This window comes from Micromonospora sp. NPDC001898 (genome assembly GCF_042891255.1).
Classification (GTDB): domain Bacteria; phylum Actinomycetota; class Actinomycetes; order Mycobacteriales; family Micromonosporaceae; genus Micromonospora.
Map to the genome: position 1 here is coordinate 252,149 of NZ_JBIATC010000006.1, position 22,956 is coordinate 275,104.

The window sequence follows — 22,956 nt, forward strand, 5'->3', positions numbered from 1 at the left end:
AGCATGCGCAAGATCCTCACCCGACTGCGCGGGGACGCCGGGATGAACACCGCCGAGTACGCGGTCGGCACCCTCGCCGCCGTCGCGTTCGCCGGCATCCTGCTCAAGGTGCTGACCTCGGGCAACGTCCAGTCCGCGCTGACCGCCGTCATCGACCGGGCGCTGAAGTGACCACCCGCCGGCAGGCCGGGCGCGACCGGGGGACGCCCGTGCGTCAGCCGGAGACGGTTCGGCCGCCCGCGTCGGCGCGGCGGCGTACGGTCCGGGAGCGCGGATCGTTCACGGCCGAACTGGCCGCCGGCCTGCCGGCGTTGCTGCTGCTCCTGCTGGCCGGGCTCACCGCCGTCAACGCGGTCGCAACGAAGGCGGCCTGCCTGGGAGCGGCCCGGGAGGCGGCGCTGGCCGCCTCCCGGGGCCAGCCCGGAGGGCCGGCGGGCGTTGCGGTGGCCCCGGCGGGGGCCGAGGTCTCGGTCGTGGCGGACGGCGATCGGGTCACCGCGACGGTGCGGGCGCCGGTACGCGCCCTCGGCGCCCGGCTGCCCCGGATCACCGTGACCGCCACCGTGGTCGCCGCCGTCGAGCCTGGCGCCCCGGGACCGCAACCGTGACGGTCTGTGCACGGGGCGCCGGAGCTGCCCGGCGGGAAGGCGAGCGGGGTGGGGCGACGGTGTGCCTGCTCGCGGTCGGGCTGGTGTTCGTCGTGGTGGGCCTGTTCGGGGCGGCGGTCGGCGCGGCCCGGGTCGCCCGGCAACAGGCCCGGGTGGCGGCGGACTTCGGCGCGCTCGCCGGGGCAGGGCGGGGCCGGGCCGGCGACCTGGTGGCCTGCGCGTCCGCCGACGAGATCGTACGGGCCAACGGGGCGCGGATGGCTGGCTGTCGTCTGGATGGGCTGGACGCCGTGGTGACGACGGAGGTGACGGTTTCCCCGGTGCCCGGCCTCACCCGGGTCGCCACCGTGACCTCCCGTGCCGGGCCGGCGCGGGGCTGACCTCGGTACGCGGCGAGGACCTGGCCGGTCGCACCGTCACCGTCGACGCCGTGGTCGCGTTGGGCCCGGAGACCCCGCCCGGAGCACGGCTCGGCCAGTTTTCGACGTCCTGTCTTCGTCCAGCCGGCGGGGCTGGTGGTGCAGCCGCTGACGTGGTCGATCACGACCGGCCGGGGCGCATGCCGACGGCACGCGCCCCGGAGGCGGCGACGGTCAGCGGCCCTGGAGGGCGTCCAGGCCGATCGCCATGGCGATCACGAGCCGGCGGTCGACCTGGGGGTTCTGCACCTCGACGATGTACCGGTCGCGCAGGCCCCACTTCTTGACGACCGAGAAGACCGGCTGGCCGCCCGCGGTGAAGTCGAAGTGGTACGGCAGCCAGGACAGCGAGTCCACGAACCGGCGCAGCAGCGCCACCGGCATGCTCCGCTCCTGGCCGGTCACCTGGGGCAGCCCGGCCTGCTCGACGTGCCACGTCGAGCGGAGCAGCGACTGGGCGAAGTCCTTGCGGAACAGCCCGATCGGGTTGCCGGCGTGGTCGGTCACGTCGTACGTGGCGCCGAGGTCGAGCCGCTGGCGGGCCTTGAAGCCCAGCAGCGGGTACTGCTTGGTGTCGTCGGTGTAGATGGTCACCTGTTCCTTGAAGGCGAGCCGCTTCTGCTGCGCGAACGCGAGCATCTCGCCTTCCGACCCGTCGGGGGCGACGGCGTGGACCTGGTACTGGTTGACCATCATCCGAATCCGCTGCCGGATGTGGAACTGCCGTTGGTGCTGCAAGGCGTCGAGCTGCATGAAATCTCCTTCAGGACGTCGCCGGAGTGTCGCACAGCCCTCGACCTGTCGTTCGGCCCCCGGCCACCCACCCCGGCCACACCCGGCCACCCACCGGCCACACCCGGCTACCCACCCCGGCCGCCCCGGCTGGCTTCCGCCGGCCGCCCGCTCCGGCGCACCCGGTGTGCGGCCCGATGATCCGGGCGCTTCGGGGCCCGTTTCCGAGCAACGGCCGGGCGCCTCAGCGCCCGCCGTCGACGGTGGCCTTGAGCGCCCAGGCGTTGAGCACCTGGTGGATGCCGTGCAGCCGCTCGTTGATCTGTTCCAGCCGTTCCGCCTGGGCCAGCGCGGCCAGCGCGCTGCCGAGGGCGATCTGCTGGTCGGGGGTGAGTTGGTCCTGGTCGATGGTGTAGAGCAGGTCGACGGTCTCGGCCGATGGTGTCGGCCACGACTCCTCCTCCGGCGGGAAACACGTGCTCGGGCGGTGGTGGGGTGCGCGAGCGCATGGAAGCGCTCCCATGTGTCAATGCCCCGCCGGGCCGTGATCTATTCCTGCGCTCCGGACGCCAGCATCCGATCGCGCTCCCCGTCCCCGGGTGGCTCGGCGTCGGGCGCGTCGGCGGGGCCGGGTTGCCGGGGCGGGTGGTCCGCCGGCAGGTTGGCCAGCACCACGTCGAGGACCCGGACGGCGTCCGGCTTCGACAGCGGGTTGTTGCCGTTGCCGCACTTCGGGGACTGGACGCAGGACGGGCACCCCGCCTCGCAGCCGCACTCGGCGATCGCGTCGCGGGTGGCCCGGAGCCACTGCGCCGCCGTCCGGTACGCCCGCTCGGCGAACCCCGCCCCGCCCGGGTGGCCGTCGTACACGAAGACGGTGGGGGCCTCGGTGTCCGGGTGCAGCGCCGTGGAGAGCCCGCCGATGTCCCACCGGTCGCAGGTGGCCATCAGCGGCAGCAGCCCGATCCCGGCGTGCTCGGCGGCGTGCAGCGCCCCGGGGACGTCCGCCGGAGCGATCCCCGCCGAGGTCATCGACTCCGGGGACAGGGTGAACCAGACCGCGACGGTGCGCAGCTCCCGGGCCGGCAGGTCCAGCGGCCGGGTGTCGATCACCTCGCCGGAGGCGATCCGCCGCCGCTGGTACGACACCACCTGGCTGGTCACGTCGACCTCGCCGAGGAACAGCCCGACCGGGCCGGCGTCGACGTACGAGCGCACCGAAGCCACGGTCAGCGAGGTGACGTCCCGGGCGTGGGTGGACCAGTCGGGCTCCTCGGGGTGCACCAGCGCGCAGCCGTCGGCCAGGTCGAGCGCGTCGACCACGTACGAGACGCCCTGGTGCAGGTAGACCGCGCCGGGGTGGAGCAGGAAGTGCGACGAGCCGCCGTCCACGGTGCCGAGCAGCCGTCCGGTGGCCGCCTCCACCACGCACACCGGTGCCCCGCCCTCGCCGCGCAGGTCGACCTCGGGTCGCTCGCGGTGCCGCCAGTACCAGCCGGTCGGCCGCTGCCGCAGCGCCCCGGCCGCGACCAGGTCGTCCACCGCCTCCTTGGCGCCCTCGCCGAAGAGTTCCAGGTCGGCCGGGGTGAGTGGGGCCTCGGCCGCCGCGCAGGCGAGCTGCGGGCCGAGCACGTACGGGTTGGCCGGGTCGAGCACGGTCGCCTCGACCGGTCGCCCGAACAGGGCCTCCGGGTGGTGCACCAGGTAGGTGTCCAGCGGGTCGTCCCGGGCCACCAGCACCGCGAGGGCCTCGCCGCCGGAGCGCCCGGCCCGCCCGGCCTGCTGCCACAGCGACGCCCGGGTGCCCGGCCACCCGCAGATCAGCACGGCGTCCAGCCCGACCAGGTCGACACCCAGCTCCAGCGCGTTGGTCGAGGCGAGCCCGAGCAGATCGCCGTGCAGCAGCGCCCGTTCCAGTTCGCGCCGCTCCTCACGCAGGTAGCCGGCCCGGTAGGCGGCCACCCGCTCACCCAGCCCGGGGACCGCCTCGTCCAGGGCGCGGCGGGCGTTGGCGGCCACGACCTCGGCGCCCTTGCGGGACCGGACGAAGGCGAGGGTGCGTACCCCTGCGGCGACCGTGTCGGCGAGCAGGTCGGCGGTCTCCCGCAGCGCCGACCGGCGCACCGGCGTGAGGTCGGCGACGGTGGCGTCAGCGTCGGCGGGCAGCAGCGGCGGCTCCCACAGGGCGAAGGTCACCCCGCCGCGCGGGGAGGCGTCCTCGGTGACGGCGGCCACCGGCAGGCCGGTGAGCCGCCCGGCCGCCGTCGCCGGGTCGCCCGACGTGGCCGAGGCCAGGATGAACACGGGGGTACGGCCGAAGCGGGCGCACTGCCGGCGCAGCCGGCGCAGCACGTGCGCGACGTGCGAGCCGAACACCCCCCGGTAGGTGTGGCACTCGTCGACGACCACGTACGCCAGCCGGCGCAGGAAGCCGGACCAGTGGGCGTGCCCGGGGAGGATTCCGTGGTGCAGCATGTCGGGGTTGGTCAGCACGAACCGGGCGTGCCGGCGGATCCAGTCCCGCTCGGCGCGCGGGGTGTCCCCGTCGTAACAGGCGGGGCGTACCCCGTCGAGTTCCAGGCCGGCGACGGCGCGTAGCTGATCGGCGGCGAGCGCCTTGGTCGGTGACAGGTAGAGCACGGTGGCCCGGGGGTCGGCGAGCAGGGTGGCCAGCGCCGGGAGCTGGTACGCCAGGGACTTGCCGGACGCCGTCCCGGTGGCGACGACGACGCTCCTGCCCGCGTACGCCAGGTCGGCGGCCCGGGACTGGTGCCGCCAGGGCGCGACCACGCCGCGCCGGGCGAACGCCGCCCGCAGCTGCTCGGGCGTCCACTCGGGCCACGGCGCCCGCTCCCCGGCCCGGGCCGGCACCCGCTCGACGTGGGTGACCGGGTCGGCGCCGGTACGTGCGCGCAGCCGGCGCAGCAGCTCGGCCGGTGCGTCCACCGGCGGGCGGTCGGGCCCGCGGCCTGCGGATACGGTTGCTGCGGGGCTCACGTCCTGCACTCTCGCACAAGTGTTCGGAGTTGACTGGCGTGGGTTGTGGGTAAGGGGGAGCCTCCACCGGTGACCTCACGTACGCCGGTGGCGGGGATGGTTAGATGCCCAGGAGAGTTTACGACTCTTGCGAGGAGGACCGATGGAGCTGTCGCTGGCGACCCGTGCCGTGGGGGAGCACACGGTGCTCGAGGTGGGCGGTGAGGTGGACGTCTACACCGCACCCCGGCTGCGGGAACGACTCTTGGAGCTGATCGACGGTGGGGCCCGTCACGTCGTGGTCGACCTGGGCCGGGTCGACTTCCTCGACTCCACCGGCCTCGGCGTGCTGGTCGGCGCGCTCAAGCGGCTGCGTTCGGCCGGCGGCAGCTTCGCGCTGGTCTGCGACAAGGAGCCGCTGCTCAAGATCTTCCGGATCACCGCGCTGGACCAGGTGTTCCCGCTGCAGCCGACGGTCGACGCGGCCATCGGGGCCGATCCGACCGGTGCCGGCGCCTGATGGCCACGGTCCGGCTCTCCTTCTCGCCGGCGCCGGTGCACGTCCGCACCGCCCGGCTGGTCGGCGTCGCGGTGGCCCGGCGGGCCGGCGTGCGCGAGGACCTGCTCGACGAGGTGCGCCTGGCCATCGGGGAGGCGTGCACCCGGGCGGTGGCCCTGCACCGGCAGTACCACGTGCCCGACCCGGTGCTGGTGGAGATGTCCGACACCGGGTCGTACTCGGTGCGGGTGGTGGACCGGGCGCCGATCGAGGCGAGCATCGGCCTGACCGCGCTCGATGCCGACCAGCTCGCCAACGAGTCGCTGGACGAGGACGACCTGACCACCGGCGTGGGCTTCGCCCTGCTCGCCGGCTTCGTGGAGGACCTCCAGGTGCGCCCGGTCGACGAGGGCGTGGGCACCGAGGTCCGGATGGTCTGGCCGGTGGGCCGCTGACTCCCGCTGATCCGTCGATCAACTTCTCTGGCTGACTCGCCGCTCAATCAACTGATTCGCTGATCAGGCCGCCCCTCCCGACCGGGAGGGCGGCCCTTCCGTCGTTCCCGGGCCTTATATCAGATTCTTTCGCATAACACAGCGACGAAGATCATCCGGACACGGTGCCCCATGATGTGACCTCCGGCACTACGGAGGGCTACAGTACGCGGGTTGTCAGCAAGTGATCCTTCCCGCAGCCAGCGGGTATGGGTGCTCATCGCTGGCCCGCTGGGGTGGGTCGGCGCACTTGCGAGTCCGCATCCAGGCGTCGGTCTCTGCGTCTCCACGGCCGGCGCGAGCGTTCGGTACAGGAGGACACAGATGTCCGGGACCTTGGCCGCCGAGGGCGGCGCACTGTCCCTTACCGGAGCCAACCTGACGTACGTCGTCATCGCCGCGGTCATCGCGCTGGTGGCACTCGTCTTCGCCGCCGCCTTGACCAAGGCAGTGCTGGCAGCCGGTAAGGGCACCACCAACATGCAGGAGATCTCCGGGGCGGTACAGGAAGGGGCCTCGGCCTACCTGCTCCGGCAGTTCAGGACCCTCGCGATCTTCGTGGTGATCGCCGTGGTGCTGCTCTTCCTGTTGCCGGTGCACGACACCGACGGCAGCGAGACCGCGGTGAAGATCGGTCGGTCCGCCTTCTTCGTGGTGGGCGCCGGGTTCAGCGCGTTCATCGGCGGCGCCGGCATGTGGCTGGCCACCCGCGCGAACCTGCGGGTCGCCGCCGCGGCCCGGGAGGTGACCGGCGGCCGGGAGGGCGCCATGAAGATCGCCTTCCGTACCGGGGGCGTGGTCGGCTTCCTCACCGTCGGTCTCGGCCTGTTCGGCGCGGCGCTCGTGGTCCTGCTGTTCAAGGGCGACGCCCCGACCGTGCTGGAGGGCTTCGGCTTCGGCGCCGCCCTGCTGGCCATGTTCATGCGGGTCGGCGGCGGCATCTTCACCAAGGCCGCCGACGTCGGCGCCGACCTGGTCGGCAAGGTCGAGCAGGGCATCCCCGAGGACGACCCGCGCAACGCCGCCACCATCGCCGACAACGTGGGCGACAACGTCGGCGACTGCGCGGGCATGGCCGCCGACCTGTTCGAGTCGTACGCGGTCACGCTGGTCGCCGCGCTGATCCTCGGCCGGGCCGCGTTCGGCGACGAGGGCCTGGTCCTCCCGCTGATCATCTCCACGATCGGCGTGCTGGTGGCGATCGTCGGCGTGTTCATCACCCGGCTGCGTGCCTCCGACCGCAACGGCCTCACCGCGATCAACCGGGCCTTCTACATCTCCGCCCTGGTCTCGGCGGTGCTGGTCGCGATCGCCTCCTACGCCTACCTGAAGCCGACCTGGGCCGACCTGCTCGGGCCCCAGTGGCGGGAGAGCCTCGGCGTCGACGGCGGGGACCCGCCCCTGGGCCCGCGCGGGGTGACCATCGCCGCGGTGGTCATCGGCATCGTGCTGGCCGCCGCGATCCAGGCGCTGACCGGCTACTTCACCGAGACCAACCGGCGTCCGGTGCAGGACATCGGCAAGAGCTCGCAGACCGGCGCGGCCACCGTCATCCTCGCCGGCATCAGCATCGGCCTGGAGTCGGCGGTCTACTCGGCGCTGCTGATCGGCGCGGGCGTCTTCGGCGCGTTCCTGCTCGGCGGCGGCTCCATCACGCTGTCGCTGTTCGCCGTGGCGCTGGCCGGCACCGGCCTGCTCACCACCGTCGGCGTGATCGTCGCGATGGACACCTTCGGCCCGATCTCCGACAACGCCCAGGGCATCGCCGAGATGTCCGGCGACATCGACGAGAACGGCGCCCGGATCCTCACCGAGCTGGACGCGGTCGGCAACACCACCAAGGCGATCACCAAGGGCATCGCGATCGCCACGGCGGTCCTGGCCGCGACCGCGCTGTTCGGCTCGTACACCGACACGCTGCGCACGGCGTACGCCGACGCCGGCGTGGGCGACGTCGGCGCGGAGATCCTCAACTCGCTGAACGTGGCGAACCCGCGCAACCTGGTCGGCCTGATCATCGGCGCGGCGGTGGTCTTCCTCTTCTCCGGCCTGGCCATCAACGCGGTGTCCCGCTCGGCCGGCGCGGTCGTCATGGAGGTCCGCCGGCAGTTCCGCGAGCTGCCCGGGATCATGGACGGCACCCAGCGTCCCGAGTACGGCAAGGTCGTCGACATCTGCACCCGGGACGCGCAGCGCGAGCTGATGACCCCCGGCCTGCTCGCCATCCTCGCCCCGATCGCGGTCGGCTTCGGCCTCGGGCCGGGCGCGCTGGCGGCGTACCTGGCCGGGGCGATCGGCGCCGGCACCCTGATGGCGGTGTTCCTGTCCAACTCGGGCGGCGCGTGGGACAACGCCAAGAAGCTCGTCGAGGACGGCGCGTACGGTGGCAAGGGCTCCGACTCGCACGCCGCCACGGTCATCGGCGACACCGTCGGCGACCCGTTCAAGGACACCGCCGGCCCGGCGATCAACCCGCTGATCAAGGTGATGAACCTGGTCTCGCTGCTGATCGCGCCGGCCGTCGTGGCGTGGAGCGTCGGCGACGGGCGCAACGTCGGCCTGCGGATCGGCGTCGCGGTGGTGGCTACGCTGATCATCGTCGCGTCGGTGGTGTTCAGCAAGCGCAAGGGCGTCGCGATGGGCGACACCGACGGCAGCGGCACCGGTGCCGGCAGCGCCGACCAGCGGCCGGAGGCGGTCAACGTCTGAGCGGTGACACAGCGGGTTCCCGGCCGGTCCGATGGGCGCGGCCGGGAACCCGCCCCGCCCAGCGACCGGGCAGCGCGCCGTATGCAAGATCAGCAGCCGGTCGGGCTCCCGCCGGGCCGGCCGGTGGCCGGAGTCCGGCAAACCGAGCGGTGGCACATCGGCGCGGAGGCCGTACGCTGCTTCGCATGCGCACGTGCCGGGCGGCGACCGCCGGAAAGCTCACGGTGGTCCTCGCCACGCTCGTCCTGATGCTGACCGCCTGCGGCGGCGGCCCCAGCCCCCGGGCCTGGGCGGCGTCGGTGTGCGAGGCGCTCACCCCGTGGCGCGCCGAGATCAACAAGCTGACCAGCAGCACCCAGCAGCAGATGACCGCGCAGACCACCCCGGCACAGGCGAAGGAGAACCTGGTGCGGCTCTTCGGCGGCGCGGAGCAGGCCAGCGAGACGGCCCGCCGCAAGGTCGACGAGGCCGGCGTCCCGGAGACCGACCGCGGCGAGGAGATCTCGCAGGGCTTCCAGGCGTCGCTGGCCAAGGTGCGCGACGCGTACGGCCGGGCCCGGGGCACCATCGGTGGCCTGGGCGCCGGCGATCCCACCGCCTTCTACGACGGCGTGCGCGCCGCCGTGGACACGCTCAACAAGGAGTACGACGCCAGCGCCCTGGACACCAGCCGGCTCGGCTCCGAGGAACTCAAAGAGGCCTTCGACGAGGTCCCGGAGTGCCGCTGACGTCCCCCGACCGACCACCCGACCCGGTCCGGCAGCTCTCCCTGTTCGGCGCCGAGGCGGCGGACCCGTCCGTCGCCGATCTGGCCGGCCTGCTCGCCGGCCCGGGGGAGATGGTCCGGATGGGTGGCACCGCGCGGCTGTCGGTCGTGGTGGACGCCGCCTGGCGGGTACACGTGCTCGTCGCCGAGCTGGCCCGGTGCGGGCTCGCCGCGACCTGGGAGGCGACCGCTGACCAGCAGCACCTGGTACGCACCTCGTACGCCAGCACGCTGGCCCCGCTGGCCCTCGCCTGGCTCCGCGACCCGCCGGCCCCCGCCCGTGCCGCCCCAGACCCGCCGGCCCCCGCCCGTGCCGCCCCCGACCCGCCGGCCCCCGACCCGCCGGCCCCCGACCCGCCGGCCCTCGGCCCGCCGGCCCTCGGCCCGCCGGCCCTCGGCCCGCCGGCCCTCGGCCCGGCTGCCGGCGGCCCGGCTGCCGGCGGCCCGGTCAGCGGCGGTCCGGTGAAGCGGCCACCCGCCGGGTTCCACCTCAACGGCCGGCGGCTTCGGCTCTGGGTGGCCGCCGCCGGGAAGTCCGACCCGCCCGGATTCCTGCTCCGCCTCGGCGTGGACGACGAGGCGTGCCGGGAGCCGGTCGGTGCCGCCCTGGCCGCCGTCGGCCTGCCGGCGGCGCTGCTCGACGCGGAGGCGGGCGGGCCGGCGTACCGGATCACCGGCCGTCGCCGCCTGGCCCGCCTGGCCGACCTGATCGGCGACCCCCCGTCCACCGCCCCATCCCTTGCCTGGCCCCTCCATCCCTGACCCCCGCTCCCGGTGCGGCGCCTCGCAAAAGCGGCGAATCATCTTCAGCCGCCTGCCACAAGTCCATGATCGGCGTCGGGGCGGGCACGTGAGGCGTGGTCGGTGTCCGATGGGGGACAGTTCGGCCGTCGGTTTCCCGGGCGAACGGGCTGGTGAGATCGGCCGAGGGGCCGGCATCGTCACAGTGGCCCGCTCGCCACCCTACTCACGGTGTACGGTGGCGCCGTCCGGCAAGACCGTCAGCGGTGTCCGGGAAACGGGTGGGCGGGTTGGCCGCCCGCGAAACCCGAAACGTGGGCGGCGCGTTACGTTGGACATCCGGACCGCCGGCGGTTCCGGCGGACCGAGGGTGGTCCGCGCCTCGGACCCGGCCGGCCACGAGCAGGAGTGAGGTCGCAGGAGACGTGCCGAGCAACGCCAGGACCACCCGTCTGGTCATCGTCGAGTCACCGGCGAAGGCCAAGACGATCTCGGGCTACCTCGGCCCGGGGTACGTCGTGGAGGCCAGCTTCGGTCACGTCCGCGACCTGCCCCGCAACGCCGCCGACGTGCCGGCCAAGTACAAGGGCGAGCCGTGGGCCCGCCTCGGCGTCGACGTCGACAACGGCTTTCAAGCCCTCTACGTGGTCTCGTCCGACCGCAAGCAGCAGATCAGCAAGCTGGTGAAGCTGGCCAAGGAGGTCGACGAGATCTTCCTGGCCACGGATGAGGACCGCGAGGGCGAGGCGATCGCCTGGCACCTGGTGGAGACCCTCAAGCCCAAGGTGCCGGTCAAGCGGATGGTGTTCCACGAGATCACCAAGCCGGCGATCCAGGCCGCGGTGGCCAACCCGCGCGAGATCGACCGGGACCTGGTCGACGCCCAGGAGGCCAGGCGCATCCTCGACCGCCTGTACGGCTACGAGGTCTCCCCGGTGCTGTGGAAGAAGGTCATGCCGAAGCTCTCGGCGGGCCGGGTGCAGTCCGTGGCGACCCGGATCGTGGTCGAGCGGGAGCGGCAGCGGATGGCGTTCCGCACCGCCGAGTACTGGGACATCCTCGCCACCCTGGCGGTGGCGAAGCCGGGCGAGGGGCCGCGCACCTTCAACGCCACCCTGGTGGCGCTGAACGGCGACCGGATCGCGACCGGCAAGGACTTCGAGCCGACCACCGGCCGGGTGAAGCCCGGGGCGGGCGTGGTGCACCTCGACTCCGGCGGCGCACGTGGGCTCGCAGCCCGCCTTCAGGGGAGGCCGTTCACGGTCACCCGGGTCGAGGAGAAGCCCTACCGCCGCCGCCCGTACGCGCCGTTCATCACCTCCACCCTCCAGCAGGAGGCGGCCCGCAAGCTGCGGCTCTCGTCCCAGCAGACGATGCGCACCGCGCAGCGGCTCTACGAGAACGGCTACATCACCTACATGCGTACCGACTCGGTGAACCTGTCGGAGACCGCCATCACGGCGGCCCGCCGGCAGATCGTCGAGCTGTACGGCGAGCGCAGCGTGCCGCCGGAGCCGCGCCGCTACACCGGCAAGGTGAAGAACGCCCAGGAGGCGCACGAGGCGATCCGCCCGGCGGGGGACAACTTCCGCACCCCGGGCGAGGTGGCCAAGGAGCTGTCGGGCGAGGAGTTCAAGCTCTACGAGCTGATCTGGCGGCGCACCATCGCCTCGCAGATGACCGACGCGGTCGGCTCCAGCGTCTCGGTGCGCATCCGGGCGGTGTCCTCCGCGCAGGAGGAGGCCGACTTCGGCGCGACCGGCAAGACCATCACCGACCCGGGCTTCCTGCGGGCGTACGTCGAGTCGTCCGACGACGAGACCGCCGAGGCCGAGGACGCCGAGCGCCGGCTGCCGAACCTGGTCAAGGACCAGCCGCTGACCGCCGACGAGTTGGCCGCGCAGGGGCACCACACCCAGCCGCCGTCGCGCTACACCGAGGCGTCGCTGGTCAAGGCAATGGAAGAGCTGGGCATCGGCCGCCCGTCGACGTACGCGTCGATCATGCAGACGATCCAGGACCGGGGGTACGTGACCAAGCGCGGCCAGGCGCTCATCCCGAGTTTCCTGGCGTTCGCGGTGACCGGCCTGCTGGAGCGGCACTACCCGCGGCTGGTCGACTACGACTTCACCGCCAGCATGGAGAACGAGCTGGACGAGATCGCCGGCGGCGAACACGCGGCCGTCGACTTCCTCACCGGGTTCTACTTCGGCAGCCCCAACGGCATCGGCGACCAGGCCATCGCCCATGCGGGCGGGCTGAAGAAGCTGGTGACGGAGAACGTCAGCGAGATCGACGCGCGCAGCGTCAACTCGATCCCGCTCTTCGCCGACGAGGAGGGGCGCGAGGTCGTCGTCCGGGTCGGCCGCTACGGGCCGTACCTCCAGCGGGAACTGCCCGGCGGCGAGCCGGCGGCGCCGGCGGAGGGCGAGGAGGGCGGCGGCGGCCAGGGTGACCGGGCGCCGATCCCCGACGGGCTGGCCCCGGACGAGCTGACCCCGGAGAAGGTGCAGGAGTTGTTCCTCGGCGGGGGCGGCGAGCGCAAGCTCGGCGACGACCCGGCCACCGGGGAGCCGATCCTGCTCAGGTCCGGCCGGTTCGGCCCGTACGTGGCCAGCGGCGAGCGCAAGTCGTCTCTGCTGCGTTCGCAGTCGCCGGACTCGCTGACCCTCGCCGAGGCGTTGAAGCTGCTCAGCCTGCCCCGGCTGCTCGGGACGGCCCCGGACGGCGTCGAGGTGTTCGCCAACAACGGGCGCTACGGCCCGTACGTCAAGCAGGGTGACGAGTTCCGCTCGCTGGACTCGGAAGACAAGATGTTCACGGTCACGCTGGACGAGGCGCTGGCCCTGCTGGCCGCCCCGAAGGCCCGCCAGCGCCGGGCCGCCGCGCCCCCGCTGCGGGAGATGGGCGTCGACCCGCTGACCGAGAAGCCGCTGGTCATCAAGGACGGCCGGTTCGGCCCGTACGTGACGGACGGCGAGTTCAACGCGTCCCTTCGGCGCGGGCAGACCCCGGAGGCGCTGAGCATGGAGGAAGCCTCCGAGATGCTCGCCGAGAAGCGCGCGAAGGGCCCGGCGCCGAAGAAGGCCCCGGCAAGGAAGGCCCCCGCGAAGAAGGCCCCCGCGAAGAAGGCCACGGCCGCGAAGAAGACGGCGGCGAAGTCGACGGCGGCGAAGTCGACGGACAAGAAGGCCGCCCCGGCGAAGAAGACCGCCCCGAAAAAGGCCGCCACCCCCACCGACTGACGCTGTCCCGCCCAGATCTTGGAAGGAAACGGCCCTCCCGGGGGCCACTTCCTTCCAAGATCTCAACGTTGTCCACAGGGTCAGCGGGAGGAGGGGCGGGTTCGGCAGGGTTGGTCGGGTGGGGAACCGTGAATCGCGGGCGTTGGCGGGATGGCGGCGGGCGCTGCCGGGTGACGACGCCGACGAGTTGACCTGGCTGCTCTTCCGCCAGGAGGAGGTGCTCAGCCTCCGTCAGGCGCTGCGGCACCTGTCCCGCAAGGCGATTCGGCATCGGGTCGACACCCATCGCTGGCGCCAGGTGCATCGGGCCGTGTTCGTCGCCCACAACGGCCCGGTGAGCGCCGAGCAGCTCCGCTGGATCGCGGTGCTCGCCGCCGGGCCGACGGCCGTGCTCGGCGGGCTGACCGCAGCCCAGGCGGGTGGTCTGCGCGGGTTCCCCGGCCGACCCATCCACCTGATGCTGCCGGCCACCTGCCGGCGGGGTCCGCTGCCGCAGGGCGTGTCGGCGCACCGGACGACCTGTCTGCCCGACGAGGACGTGTTGGCCGTCGGGCAACCCCGCCGGACGATGCCCGCCCGGTCGATCGTCGACGCGGCGGGGTGGGCCGGCAGCGACGAGGAGGCCAGGGCGGTGATCGCCGCCGGCTTCCAGCAGCGTCTGGTCGGTGGCGACGAGGTGCACCGCGTCCTCGACCGGCTGCCGCGGGTGCGCCGCCGACGGCTGATCTTGGCCACCGCCACCGATGCGGCCGGCGGCGCGCACTCCCTGGCCGAGATCGGCTTCCTCGGCCTGGTCCGTCGTGCTGGGCTGCCGGAGCCGACCCGGCAGCTGGTCCGGTGCGACTCGACCGGTCGACGCCGCTACCTCGACGCCTACTTCGAACAGTGGCAGGTGCACGTCGAGATCGATGGTGGGCAGCACCTCGACCCCCGTCAGGCGTGGGCCGACATGCGCCGGCAGAACGCGCTCTGGGTCGATGGGGACAGGGTGCTCCGCTTCCCGTCCTGGGCCGTCCGCGCCCGCCCCGAGGAGGTCATCGCCCAGCTACGGGCGGCCCTGCGTGCCGCCGGCTGGCCCGGCTGACGGGAGGTCCAAGGAGATCTTGGAAGAAAACGGCCCCCGGAAGGGCCGTTTTCTTCCAAGACCTGGGCGGTCAGGCGTCGAAGAGGGTGTCCAGGTGGGGGGTTCTGAAGATGCCTGCCGGGTCCAGGCGGGCGCGGACGGCCTGGAAGTCGGCGAACCTCGGGTACGCCGGGGCGAGCGACGCCGCGTCGCGCCAGTGCAGCTTGCCCCAGTGCGGACGTCCGCCCAGGCCGGCGGCGACCTGCTCGAAGGCTCGGAAGTACGGCTCGTACGGCATCCCGACGTACTGGTGGACGGCGATGTACGCCGACTCGCGCCCGTACCCGTGCGACAGCCAGATGTCGTCCGGGGCGGTGAACCGGACCTCGACCGGGAAGAGCACCTTGAACGGGAGCCCATCGACGATCCGGCGCAGCGCGTCCAGCGCCTCGGGCAGGGCTGCGCGCGGCAGGCCGTACTCCATCTCCACGAACCGGACTCGGCGCGGGGTGCAGAAGACCGCGTCGGAGCGGCCGGTGTAGGTGCGCTCGGTGAGCGCCCGGGCGGAGACCGCGCTGATCGTCGGCACCAGTGTGGGCACGGCCCGGCCGAGCCGGCACGCGCCGGCGAAGATCGTGTTGGACAGGAAGTCGTCGTCCAGCCAGCCGCGCCAGCGGGGCAGCGGCTGGTCGTCGGCCGGCGTCCGGTCGTTGACCTTGACCTGCACCCGGTCGGTGTACGGGAACCAGTAGAACTCGACGTGGTCGTGGGCGGAGATCAGGGCCGGCAGGTCGGACAGCACCTCGGCGAGCGGGGCGGGCCGCTCGTGGGCGCGCAGGGTGAAGGCCTCCACGCAGCGCAGGGTCACCTCGGTCAGCACCCCGAGGGCGCCGAGAGAGACCCGGGCGGCGGCGAACACGTCCGGGTGCTGCTCGGCGGAGCAGTGCAGCACCTCGCCGGTGCCGGTGACCAGGGTGAGCGCCTCGACGAAGGTGGACAGGCAGCCGTACGCGGCCCCGGTGCCGTGGGTTCCGGTGGAGATCGCTCCGGCGATGGTCTGCGCGTCGATGTCGCCGAGGTTGGGCATGGCCAGCCCGTTGGCGGTGAGCAGGGCGTTGAGTCGGTGCAGTGGCATCCCGGCCGGTACGGTGACCAGGAGTCGATCCCGGTCGATCAGTATCTTGGTGTCGAATTCGGTCAGTTCCATCCGGCGGCTGTCGGTGCGGGCGACGGGGGTGAAGGAGTGGCCGCTGCCGACCGCCCGGATCCGTTCGCCGGCCGCCCCGGCGGCCCGGACGGCCTCGGCGATGTCGGCGACCGTGCGAGGGCGGAGGATGGCGGTTGCGGTGCTGCGCTGGTTGCCGGCCCAGTTGGTCCAGGCGGCGGTGGTGAGCGGTGCGGTGCGGGCCATGCGCGCTCCTCGACGTGAATATGAGCTGTCTTCATATCAGGAACGTTGTGCCTGGTAAATACCGCAATCGAGGTCCGCTCGTTGTACCGGTAGTCACGTACTCGTGACGTGCAGATATGTTCATCCGTCGAAGGGGGGTGGCCGAGTGTCCACACCAGCCGCCACGACCGGGCCGCTGCGCCGGGTACCGGTCCAGGGTCGAAGCGTGGCGCGGGTCCAGCGAATGTTGGACGCCTGTGCCGAACTCGTCGACGAGGTGGGGTACGAGGGACTGACCACTACCCTGCTCGCCGAGCGCGCCGAGGTTGCGATCGGGTCGGTCTACCAGTTCTTTCCGGACAAGCGGGCCATAGTGCAGGCGCTGACGCTGCGCACGATGGAGTCCTACCTCCAGCGTCTCGACGAGCGGTTCGCCTCGGACGACCTGAGCCACTGGTGGGACGGCGTCGACGCGGGGATCGACGAGTACATCACCATGCACCGCACCGTCCCGGGGTTCCGCACCCTGCACTTCGGCGACGTGGTCGACCTGCACCTGCTCGACGAGCAGCGGGACAACAACGGCGTGATCGCCGACCAGTTGGCCCGGGTGCTCACCGAACGGTTCGGGATGACCGACGAGCCACGCCTGCGGTTCTGCCTGGAGATCGCCGTCGAGGCCTCGGACGCCCTGATCAAGCTGGCGTTCCGGCGCAACTCCGAGGGCGACGAGCGGGTGCTGGCCGAGGCCAAGGCGCTCATCCGCGAGTACCTGCACCGGCACGTCATCGTCCCGGCCGACGCCGCCACTCCGGCTCCCGGCCCCTCCTCCTGATCCCGGCCGCCGGGCGGCCCTCCTGCTGGGGTCGCTCGGGCGGCTAAAGGAAGGCGTGGCCCTCCCCCCGGTAGGTGGGGACGCTGCCCACCACCCGGTCCCCCTCGACCAGGTGCAGTTCGTTGACGTGCTCGCAGAGCTCACCGGCCTTGGCGTGTCGGAACCAGACCAGGTCGCCGAGCCGCAGGTCGTCCGCCGCCCGGCCGGCCAGCGGGGTCTGCACCTCGCCGGCCCCCTCCGTGCCGAGCAGCTTCAGCCCGGTCGGTAGCCAGGGGGCGGGCAGGCGGGTGTCCTCGGCCGGGCCGGAGGCGATCCAGCCGCCGCCGAGCACCGTGGCCAGCCCGGGCGCCGGGCGGCGGACCACCGCGCAGGCGAAGAACGCCGCCGGGGTGGGCCGCCAGGCGCGGTACGCGTCGAACAGCGTCGGTCCGTACAGGCCGGACCCCGCGGTGACCTCGGTGACCGCGGGGTCGGCGCTGGTCGCCGCCACGCTGCCGGTGCCGCCGCCGTTGACGAACTCCAGCTCGGCGTGTTCGCGTACCGCGGTCACCGCCGCGCCCCGGCGGGCCAGCAGTTCCCGGTACGACCCGCGCTGGGCCACCCGGATCGCGGCGGCCAGCGCCGCCCGCCCCGGCGGGGCGTCGCCCAGCCCGGCGATCTGAGCCTCGTACGACATCAGGCCGACCAGCCGGAAGCCGGGCCGGGCGGCGACGGCGGCGGCGAGCGCGCCGGCCGCCCGGGCGCTGTGCACCGGGGAGCGGCGCACCCCGACGTGCACCCGCCCGCGCAGGGGGCGCCAGGAGGCGTCGAGGTCGATGCAGACCCGCAGCGGGGGGCGATGCCCCGGCGGGCGGACCGCGTCGATGAGATCGAGCTGGTCGGTGCCGTCGATCATCAGGGTGACGGACCGGGCCAGTTCCTCGTCACCGGCCAGCTCGGCGAGCGCCCTCCGGTCGGCCGTGGGGTACGCCACCAGCGCGTCGTCGGTCACGCCGGTGCGGACCAGCCAGCTCGCCTCGGGCAGGGTGAACGCCATCACCCCTGCCCAGCCGGGCCGGCCCAGCACTCGGCGGAGCAGCTCACGGGCACGCACGGACTTGCTGGCGACCCGGATCGGCTTGCCGCCCGCGCGTGGGAGCAGCGCCGTGGCATTGGCATCGAACGCCGTCAGGTCGACCACCGCGTACGGCGGGTCGAGGTGGGCGGTCGCCTGGTTCAGGCGCTCGCGAAGTTTGTCGCTTTCGGTGGCCACGTGTGCACGCTAACTGTCAAACGGTCAATGCGAAATACCCTCGCGTATGCCTGGCTGCGGCCGGTGGTGTCGGCGGCCTAGGCTCGGCGAGCAGGCAATGTCGCGGACGGGATGGACCCCCGCCGGGACTAGAGTGTTGCACCGGGACTGCCCAGCGTTGGGCCGGCACGTGGAGGTACGGCCATCGAAAGCCAGAACAACGGCGAGTCGCCCGGCGTGTCGCCCTCCGGCGACCGGCCCGACGGTGCCGACACCGACGAGACCGTGGGCCGGTCCGGCGGCGCGGCCACGGCCCAGGCCGCCGACCGGTCCGGGGCCGCCGCGATCCGCTCCGTGCTGCGCATCCGACCGTTCCGCAGGCTCTGGATCGTGCTCGGTGCCGCCTCCTTCGGCGACTGGCTCGGTCTGCTCGCCACCTCCGTCTTCGCCGCCGCCCAGGTCTCGGGCAGCACCGCGCAGGGTGCCGCGTTCGGCACCCTGATCGCGATCCGGCTGCTGCCCGCGTTGCTCCTCGGCCCGGTGGCCGGCGTCCTCGCCGACCGGTTCGACCGGCGCTGGACGATGGTCATCTGCGACGTGCTGCGCTTCCTGCTCTTCGCCTCCATCCCGCTGTTCGCGCTCACCGGGGCCAGCGGCGGCCTGGTGGTCGGCTGGGCGGCGATCGCCACCTTCCTGATCGAGACGATCACCCTGCTCTGGATCCCGGCCAAGGAGGCCGCGGTTCCCAACCTCATCCCGCGCGCCCGGCTTGAGGCGGCCAACCAGCTCACCCTGATCACCACGTACGGCCTCACCCCGATCGCCGCAGCGCTCGGCCTGGCCGTGCTCGACCGGAGCATCCGGGGCGTGACCGGCGGCGAGATCCCGTCCTGGTCCGAGCCGGCCCAGATCGCACTCTGGTTCAACGCGTTCTCCCGCCTGGCCACCGCGCTGGTGGTCGCGTTCGGGATCAAGGAGATCAGCCAGACACAGGCCAGCGAGGCGGAGCGCACCGAACAGGGCATGCGGCACCAGTTCACCGAGGGTTGGAAGTACATCGGGCAGACCCCGCTGGTGCGCGGCCTGGTGCTCGGCATCTTCGGCGCGTTCGCCGGCGGTGGCATCGTGATCGGCACGGCGAAGTTCTTCGCCGCCTCGCTCGGCGCCGGTGACGCCGCCTTCTACCTCCTCTTCGGCGCGATGTTCGTCGGCCTCGCCGTGGGCATCGGGCTCGGCCCGATGATCGTCCGGGACATGTCCCGGCGGCGCTGGTTCGGGATGAGCATCGTGCTGGCCAGCGCGTCCGTCCTGGTGCTCGCGTTCGCCATCCACCTGTCCATGGCGGTGCTCGGCGCGATCCTGGTCGGCGCGGGCGCCGGGATGGCCTTCCTCGCCGGCACCACGCTGCTCGGTGGTGAGGTCGCCGACGAGGTGCGCGGCCGGGTCTTCGCGGTGGTGCAGATCGGTACCCGGCTGGTGCTGATCCTGGCCATCGCGCTGAGCAGCCTGCTGGTCGGCGTCGGCGGCTCCCGCAAGCTGACCATCGCCGACCTGGGCATCTCCATCTCGTCCACCCGGTTGCTGCTGCTCGCCGCGGGCGCCGCCGGCATCTTCGCCGGGATCAGCGCCTTCGGCCAGATGGACGACAAGAAGGGCGTGCCGGTCCTCGCCGACCTGTGGGGGTCGATCCGGGGTCGCCCGCTGATGCCGGCCGAGAAGTTCGTCTCCAGCGGGCTCTTCGTGGTCTTCGAGGGCGGCGAGGGTGCCGGCAAGTCGACCCAGCTCGCCACGCTTGCCGAGCGGCTGCGCGGGCAGGGCCGGGAGGTGGTGGTCACCCGGGAACCGGGCGCCACCGAAGTCGGCGAGCGGATCCGCTCGCTGCTGCTCGGCACCACCGTCGAGGCCCCGTCGCCGCGCGCCGAGGCGCTGCTCTACGCCGCGGACCGGGCGCACCACGTCGCCACCGTGGTCCGGCCGGCGCTCGTCCGGGGCGCGGTGGTGATCAGCGACCGGTACGTCGACTCGTCGCTGGCGTACCAGGGGGCTGGGCGGACGCTGCCCGTCGACGAGGTCTCCTGGCTCTCCTCCTGGGCCACCGGTGGGCTCAAGCCCGACCTGGTGGTGCTGCTCGACGTCGAACCGCAGACCGGCCTGTCCCGGGTCGCGTCGCGCAGCACCGGGGTCGACCGGCTGGAGGCCGAGTCCGTCGCCTTCCACGAGCGGGTCCGGTACGCCTTCCTCGACCTGGCGGCGAGCGACCCGAAGCGGTACCTGGTGCTCGACGCGTCCCGCCCGGTCGGGGAGACCGCCGAGCTGGTGGCCCGGCGGGTGGGGGAGTTCCTCGTCGACCCGGCCGGCATCGTGCATCCCCGTCCCGCCCAGGGGCCGGACACCTCGGTGCAGCCGGAGTTATCCGACACGGAGCTGGTGACGATGGAGCGCCGGACCTGATGCCCGACGTCTTCGCCGACCTGGTCGGGCAGGACGACGTCGTCGACGCGCTGCGCCGGGCCGCCGCGTCCGCCGCGGCCGTGCTGCGCGGGGCCGCAGCCGCCCACGCGGCGGCCACCGCCGGCCCGGTCGACCCCGACGACGCCGACGCCCTGGCCGCCGAGGCGGAGGCCGAGGCCACCGAGGGGGCGGGTGGGGCCGACCAGGAGTCGGGGATGACCCACGCGTGGATCCTCACCGGGCCGCCCGGCTCGGGGCGCTCGGTGGCCGCCCGCGCCTTCGCCGCCGCCCTCCAGTGCCGGCGCGGCACCGGCTGCGGCGAGTGCCAGGGCTGCCACACCACGCTCGCCGGCACCCACGCCGACGTCCGGCTGGTGGTGCCCGAGGGGCTCTCCATCGGCGTCGGTGAGATGCGCGCCCTGGTGCTCCGGGCGGCGAGCACCCCGTCCGGCGGCCGGTGGCAGGTGGTGATCGTCTCCGACGCCGACCGGCTCACCGAGGCGGCCGGCAACGCACTGCTCAAGGCCGTCGAGGAGCCGCCGCCACGCACGGTCTTCCTGCTCTGCGCCCCGTCCACCCACCCGGACGACGTCTCGGTGACCATCCGGTCGCGCTGCCGGGTCCTGTCGTTGCGGCAGCCGGCACCCGAGGCGGTGGCCGAGGTGCTGGTCCGCCGGGACGGCGTCGCCCCGGACGTGGCGCGGTGGGCGGCGGCGGCCGCGCAGGGGCACGTGGGCCGGGCCCGGCGGCTCGCCGGCGACCCGGAGGCCCGCAGCCGGCGCGACGCGGTGCTCGCGGTGCCGCGCCGGCTGACCGGGGTGGGCGCCGCCTTCGACGCGGCGTCCGCGCTGATCGAGGCGGCCGAGGCCGAGGCGGAGGCCGCCGTGACGGAGAGCGACGCCGCCGAGCGGGCCGCGTTGCAAACGGCGCTCGGCGCGGGCGGCACCGGCCGGGGTGCGGCCGGCGCGATGCGCGGGGCCGCCGGTCAGCTCAAGGAGCTGGAGAAGCGGCAGAAGTCGCGCGCCACCCGGGCCCAGCGGGACGCCCTGGACCGGGCCCTGGTCGACCTGGCCGGCTTCTACCGCGACGCGCTGACCGCTGCGCTGCGCGCGCCGGTCGCCCCGGTGCACACCGACACCGCCGCCCTGGCCGAGGCCGGCGCGCAGCGGTGGGACGCCGAGGGGTCGCTGCGCCGGCTGGAGGCCGTGGTGGAGTGCCGGGCCGCCATCGAGGCGAACGTCAAGCCGCGGATCGCGGTGGAGGCGATGATGCTGACCCTCTGGAAGGGCTGACCCCTCGCAACCCCTGCCCGCTCCACAGGTCATCGACAGGCGCGATTGGTGTGCGGTACGGTCCCGTATGCCGCGGTGACGGTGGCGGCACACTCAGTGAGAGCAGTGCCGGGAGGAGTCCGCGATGCCTCGGGGGGAGATCGACGAGGCCTGGATCGAGGAGGCGGTGCGGCGCTACCGCCGCATCGAGTCGTTGCAGGCCGAGTTCGACCAGGCGGTAGCGACCGTCGAGGTCACCGTGCGTTCGCCGGACGGGCTGGTCGAGGTGGTGGTCACCGCCGACGGCCGGATCACCGACGTGCGGTTCCTCGGCCCGCTGCACAGCCGCCATCCCCGGGACGTCGCCGGCTCGGTGCGGGCCGCGGTGAGCGCCGCCGCCGACGCCGCCCAGTGGGCCCGGGAGAAGCTGCACAACGAGACGTTCGCCGCGTACCGACCGCTGGCGGGGGCCTGAGATGGACGAACTGCGCGCCCTCGCCGCCCGACTGGACGAGGCGAGCGCCACCCTCGACGTCCTGGCCCGCGCGGTGACCGCCGCCGACCCGCCGCACCCGGCGTTCGGCACGCACGTCCCGGGCCGGCCCGGCGAGATCGGTCGGGCGCTGCACCAGCGGTGGACCGAGGCGACCGGCGACCGGGCCCGGGAGGCGACCGTCGCCGCGAGCCGGCTGTCCGCCGCCGCGTCCGCCGTCCGGGGCGCTGCCGACCGGTACGCGGGCGTCGACGACACGGCCCGACGCCGGCTGCGCCGGGGGTTCTGATGGACGCCCTGGACCGTCTCGCCGAGCCGGGCCTCGACCTGCTGGGCCGGGTCGACACGCTGCTCGAGGGCGGGGCCCCCGACGGGCACCGGCTCTGGCCGCTGCTGCGGCGGATGCAGGTGCTCCCGGGTGAGGCGGTGCGGAGCTTCCTCGAACTGCATCCGGCGCCGCTGGCCGACGCCGGCCACGCGGTGCGCGCGCTCGTCCGGGGGTACGACGAGGTCTGTCACACCCTCACCGACCCCGTTGCCTGGTCCGGGCCGGCCGCGTCCGCGTACGACCAGGCGCGCTCCACCCTGCTGCGCCACCTCGACGAGGGCCCGGAGAGCCTGGTGGGTCGGCTGGAGGCGACGGCCGGGTACGCGGACGCCCTCGCCGACTGGGTGGAGGGCAGCCGGCTCGCGCTGGCCCGGGCCCTGGCCGACGTGCTCGGCTCCGCCGAGGCGGTCCGGGTCCGCGCCGCCGCCGCGACGGGGGCCGAGGCCGGCGCCGTGGGGCCGCTCGCGGCGGCCGACGTCGCGTACCGGGTGCTCTCGGTGCTGGGGGTGGCCTACGACGGCGCGGAGACGCTGCTGCGCCAGTGGTCGCCGAGCCTGGCGGAGACGACCTGGCGCGGGCCTGGGGGCGGCCCGACCCGCTACGACACCGTCACCCGGGTCGGCCGCTGACCCGCCCACCCGCGCTCGCCGCCGATGCAGGCGCGGCCACGGCGTCGAGCCTGCGGCACCGGTGCGACCCGGGCTT

21 protein-coding genes are annotated in these 22,956 nt (G+C 73.7%); 16 read left to right on the forward strand and 5 right to left on the reverse strand.

Annotated features, from left to right (window positions below; genetic code table 11):
• Positions 1–3 precede the first annotated feature (3 nt).
• Genes ACFYZF_RS16620 through ACFYZF_RS16630 form a run of 3 tightly spaced genes read left to right on the forward strand, consistent with a single transcriptional unit; the run spans position 4 to position 988 of the window.
• Positions 4–171, forward strand: a complete 168-nt coding sequence (locus tag ACFYZF_RS16620; protein WP_007074167.1) for a DUF4244 domain-containing protein — start codon at positions 4–6, stop codon at positions 169–171.
• A 38-nt stretch (positions 172–209) separates the two neighbouring features.
• On the forward strand, positions 210–608 hold the full coding sequence (locus ACFYZF_RS16625) for a TadE family type IV pilus minor pilin (protein ID WP_387021057.1): 399 nt from the start codon (positions 210–212) through the stop codon (positions 606–608).
• Positions 605–988, forward strand: coding sequence for an Rv3654c family TadE-like protein (locus ACFYZF_RS16630; RefSeq protein WP_387021060.1), 384 nt, complete (start codon positions 605–607; stop codon positions 986–988). Before ACFYZF_RS16625 ends, ACFYZF_RS16630 begins: the two co-directional genes overlap by 4 nt.
• A 213-nt stretch (positions 989–1,201) precedes the next feature.
• On the opposite strand, the gene ACFYZF_RS16635 is transcribed toward ACFYZF_RS16630, so the two are convergent.
• The 3 genes from ACFYZF_RS16635 to ACFYZF_RS16645 all read right to left on the reverse strand — a co-directional run bounded on the left by ACFYZF_RS16635 (position 1,202) and on the right by ACFYZF_RS16645 (position 4,765).
• Positions 1,202–1,780, reverse strand: coding sequence for a hypothetical protein (locus tag ACFYZF_RS16635; RefSeq protein WP_350884276.1), 579 nt, complete (start codon positions 1,778–1,780; stop codon positions 1,202–1,204).
• 223 nt (positions 1,781–2,003) lie between these two features.
• Positions 2,004–2,282: a hypothetical protein gene (locus ACFYZF_RS16640; protein ID WP_387021063.1), complete on the reverse strand. Its 279-nt coding sequence runs from the start codon at positions 2,280–2,282 to the stop codon at positions 2,004–2,006.
• A 26-nt stretch (positions 2,283–2,308) separates the two neighbouring features.
• On the reverse strand, positions 2,309–4,765 hold the full coding sequence (locus tag ACFYZF_RS16645; protein WP_387021066.1) for a DEAD/DEAH box helicase: 2,457 nt from the start codon (positions 4,763–4,765) through the stop codon (positions 2,309–2,311).
• Positions 4,766–4,898: 133 nt separating this feature from the next.
• On the opposite strand from ACFYZF_RS16645, the gene ACFYZF_RS16650 reads away from it, so the two are divergent.
• From ACFYZF_RS16650 to ACFYZF_RS16680, 7 genes are all read left to right on the forward strand, one after another.
• On the forward strand, positions 4,899–5,255 hold the full coding sequence (locus ACFYZF_RS16650) for an STAS domain-containing protein (RefSeq protein WP_387021069.1): 357 nt from the start codon (positions 4,899–4,901) through the stop codon (positions 5,253–5,255).
• Positions 5,252–5,689 (forward strand): ATP-binding protein, encoded by a 438-nt coding sequence (locus ACFYZF_RS16655; RefSeq protein WP_387021569.1) that lies wholly within the window; start codon positions 5,252–5,254, stop codon positions 5,687–5,689. Before ACFYZF_RS16650 ends, ACFYZF_RS16655 begins: the two co-directional genes overlap by 4 nt.
• A 363-nt stretch (positions 5,690–6,052) precedes the next feature.
• On the forward strand, positions 6,053–8,437 hold the full coding sequence (locus tag ACFYZF_RS16660) for a sodium-translocating pyrophosphatase (protein WP_387021072.1): 2,385 nt from the start codon (positions 6,053–6,055) through the stop codon (positions 8,435–8,437).
• A 185-nt stretch (positions 8,438–8,622) separates the two neighbouring features.
• On the forward strand, positions 8,623–9,165 hold the full coding sequence (locus ACFYZF_RS16665; RefSeq protein WP_387021075.1) for a hypothetical protein: 543 nt from the start codon (positions 8,623–8,625) through the stop codon (positions 9,163–9,165).
• Positions 9,156–9,965: a hypothetical protein gene (locus ACFYZF_RS16670; protein WP_387021078.1), complete on the forward strand. Its 810-nt coding sequence runs from the start codon at positions 9,156–9,158 to the stop codon at positions 9,963–9,965. The genes ACFYZF_RS16665 and ACFYZF_RS16670 overlap by 10 nt, the downstream gene beginning before the upstream one ends.
• Positions 9,966–10,369: 404 nt before the next feature.
• On the forward strand, positions 10,370–13,189 hold the full coding sequence (gene topA / locus ACFYZF_RS16675; protein ID WP_387021080.1) for a type I DNA topoisomerase: 2,820 nt from the start codon (positions 10,370–10,372) through the stop codon (positions 13,187–13,189).
• A 118-nt stretch (positions 13,190–13,307) separates the two neighbouring features.
• Positions 13,308–14,273, forward strand: a complete 966-nt coding sequence (locus ACFYZF_RS16680; RefSeq protein ID WP_387021083.1) for a DUF559 domain-containing protein — start codon at positions 13,308–13,310, stop codon at positions 14,271–14,273.
• A 70-nt stretch (positions 14,274–14,343) separates the two neighbouring features.
• On the opposite strand, the gene ACFYZF_RS16685 is transcribed toward ACFYZF_RS16680, so the two are convergent.
• Positions 14,344–15,663, reverse strand: coding sequence for a D-arabinono-1,4-lactone oxidase (locus tag ACFYZF_RS16685; RefSeq protein ID WP_387021085.1), 1,320 nt, complete (start codon positions 15,661–15,663; stop codon positions 14,344–14,346).
• Between the two features lie 223 nt (positions 15,664–15,886).
• Here ACFYZF_RS16685 and ACFYZF_RS16690 point away from each other — a divergent pair, with 223 nt between their 5' ends.
• A complete protein-coding gene (locus ACFYZF_RS16690; RefSeq protein ID WP_387021088.1) occupies positions 15,887–16,477 on the forward strand; it encodes a TetR family transcriptional regulator in 591 nt (196 codons plus the stop codon).
• A 43-nt stretch (positions 16,478–16,520) separates the two neighbouring features.
• Here the strand turns inward: ACFYZF_RS16690 and ACFYZF_RS16695 are convergent, their stop codons facing one another.
• Positions 16,521–17,729, reverse strand: coding sequence for an amino acid deaminase/aldolase (locus ACFYZF_RS16695; protein ID WP_387021090.1), 1,209 nt, complete (start codon positions 17,727–17,729; stop codon positions 16,521–16,523).
• A 147-nt stretch (positions 17,730–17,876) separates the two neighbouring features.
• Here ACFYZF_RS16695 and tmk point away from each other — a divergent pair, with 147 nt between their 5' ends.
• The 5 genes from tmk (at position 17,877) to ACFYZF_RS16720 (ending at position 22,880) form a co-directional block, all read left to right on the forward strand.
• A complete protein-coding gene (gene tmk / locus ACFYZF_RS16700; protein WP_387021572.1) occupies positions 17,877–20,159 on the forward strand; it encodes a dTMP kinase in 2,283 nt (760 codons plus the stop codon).
• Entirely contained in the window at positions 20,159–21,451 is a 1,293-nt protein-coding gene (locus ACFYZF_RS16705) for a DNA polymerase III subunit delta' (protein ID WP_387021092.1), read from the forward strand. Before tmk ends, ACFYZF_RS16705 begins: the two co-directional genes overlap by 1 nt.
• Before the next feature lie 124 nt (positions 21,452–21,575).
• Positions 21,576–21,905: a YbaB/EbfC family nucleoid-associated protein gene (locus ACFYZF_RS16710; protein ID WP_387021094.1), complete on the forward strand. Its 330-nt coding sequence runs from the start codon at positions 21,576–21,578 to the stop codon at positions 21,903–21,905.
• A gap of 1 nt (position 21,906) precedes the next feature.
• Positions 21,907–22,212: a hypothetical protein gene (locus tag ACFYZF_RS16715; RefSeq protein ID WP_387021096.1), complete on the forward strand. Its 306-nt coding sequence runs from the start codon at positions 21,907–21,909 to the stop codon at positions 22,210–22,212.
• On the forward strand, positions 22,212–22,880 hold the full coding sequence (locus ACFYZF_RS16720) for a hypothetical protein (protein ID WP_387021099.1): 669 nt from the start codon (positions 22,212–22,214) through the stop codon (positions 22,878–22,880). Before ACFYZF_RS16715 ends, ACFYZF_RS16720 begins: the two co-directional genes overlap by 1 nt.
• The last annotated feature ends 76 nt before the right edge of the window (positions 22,881–22,956 follow it).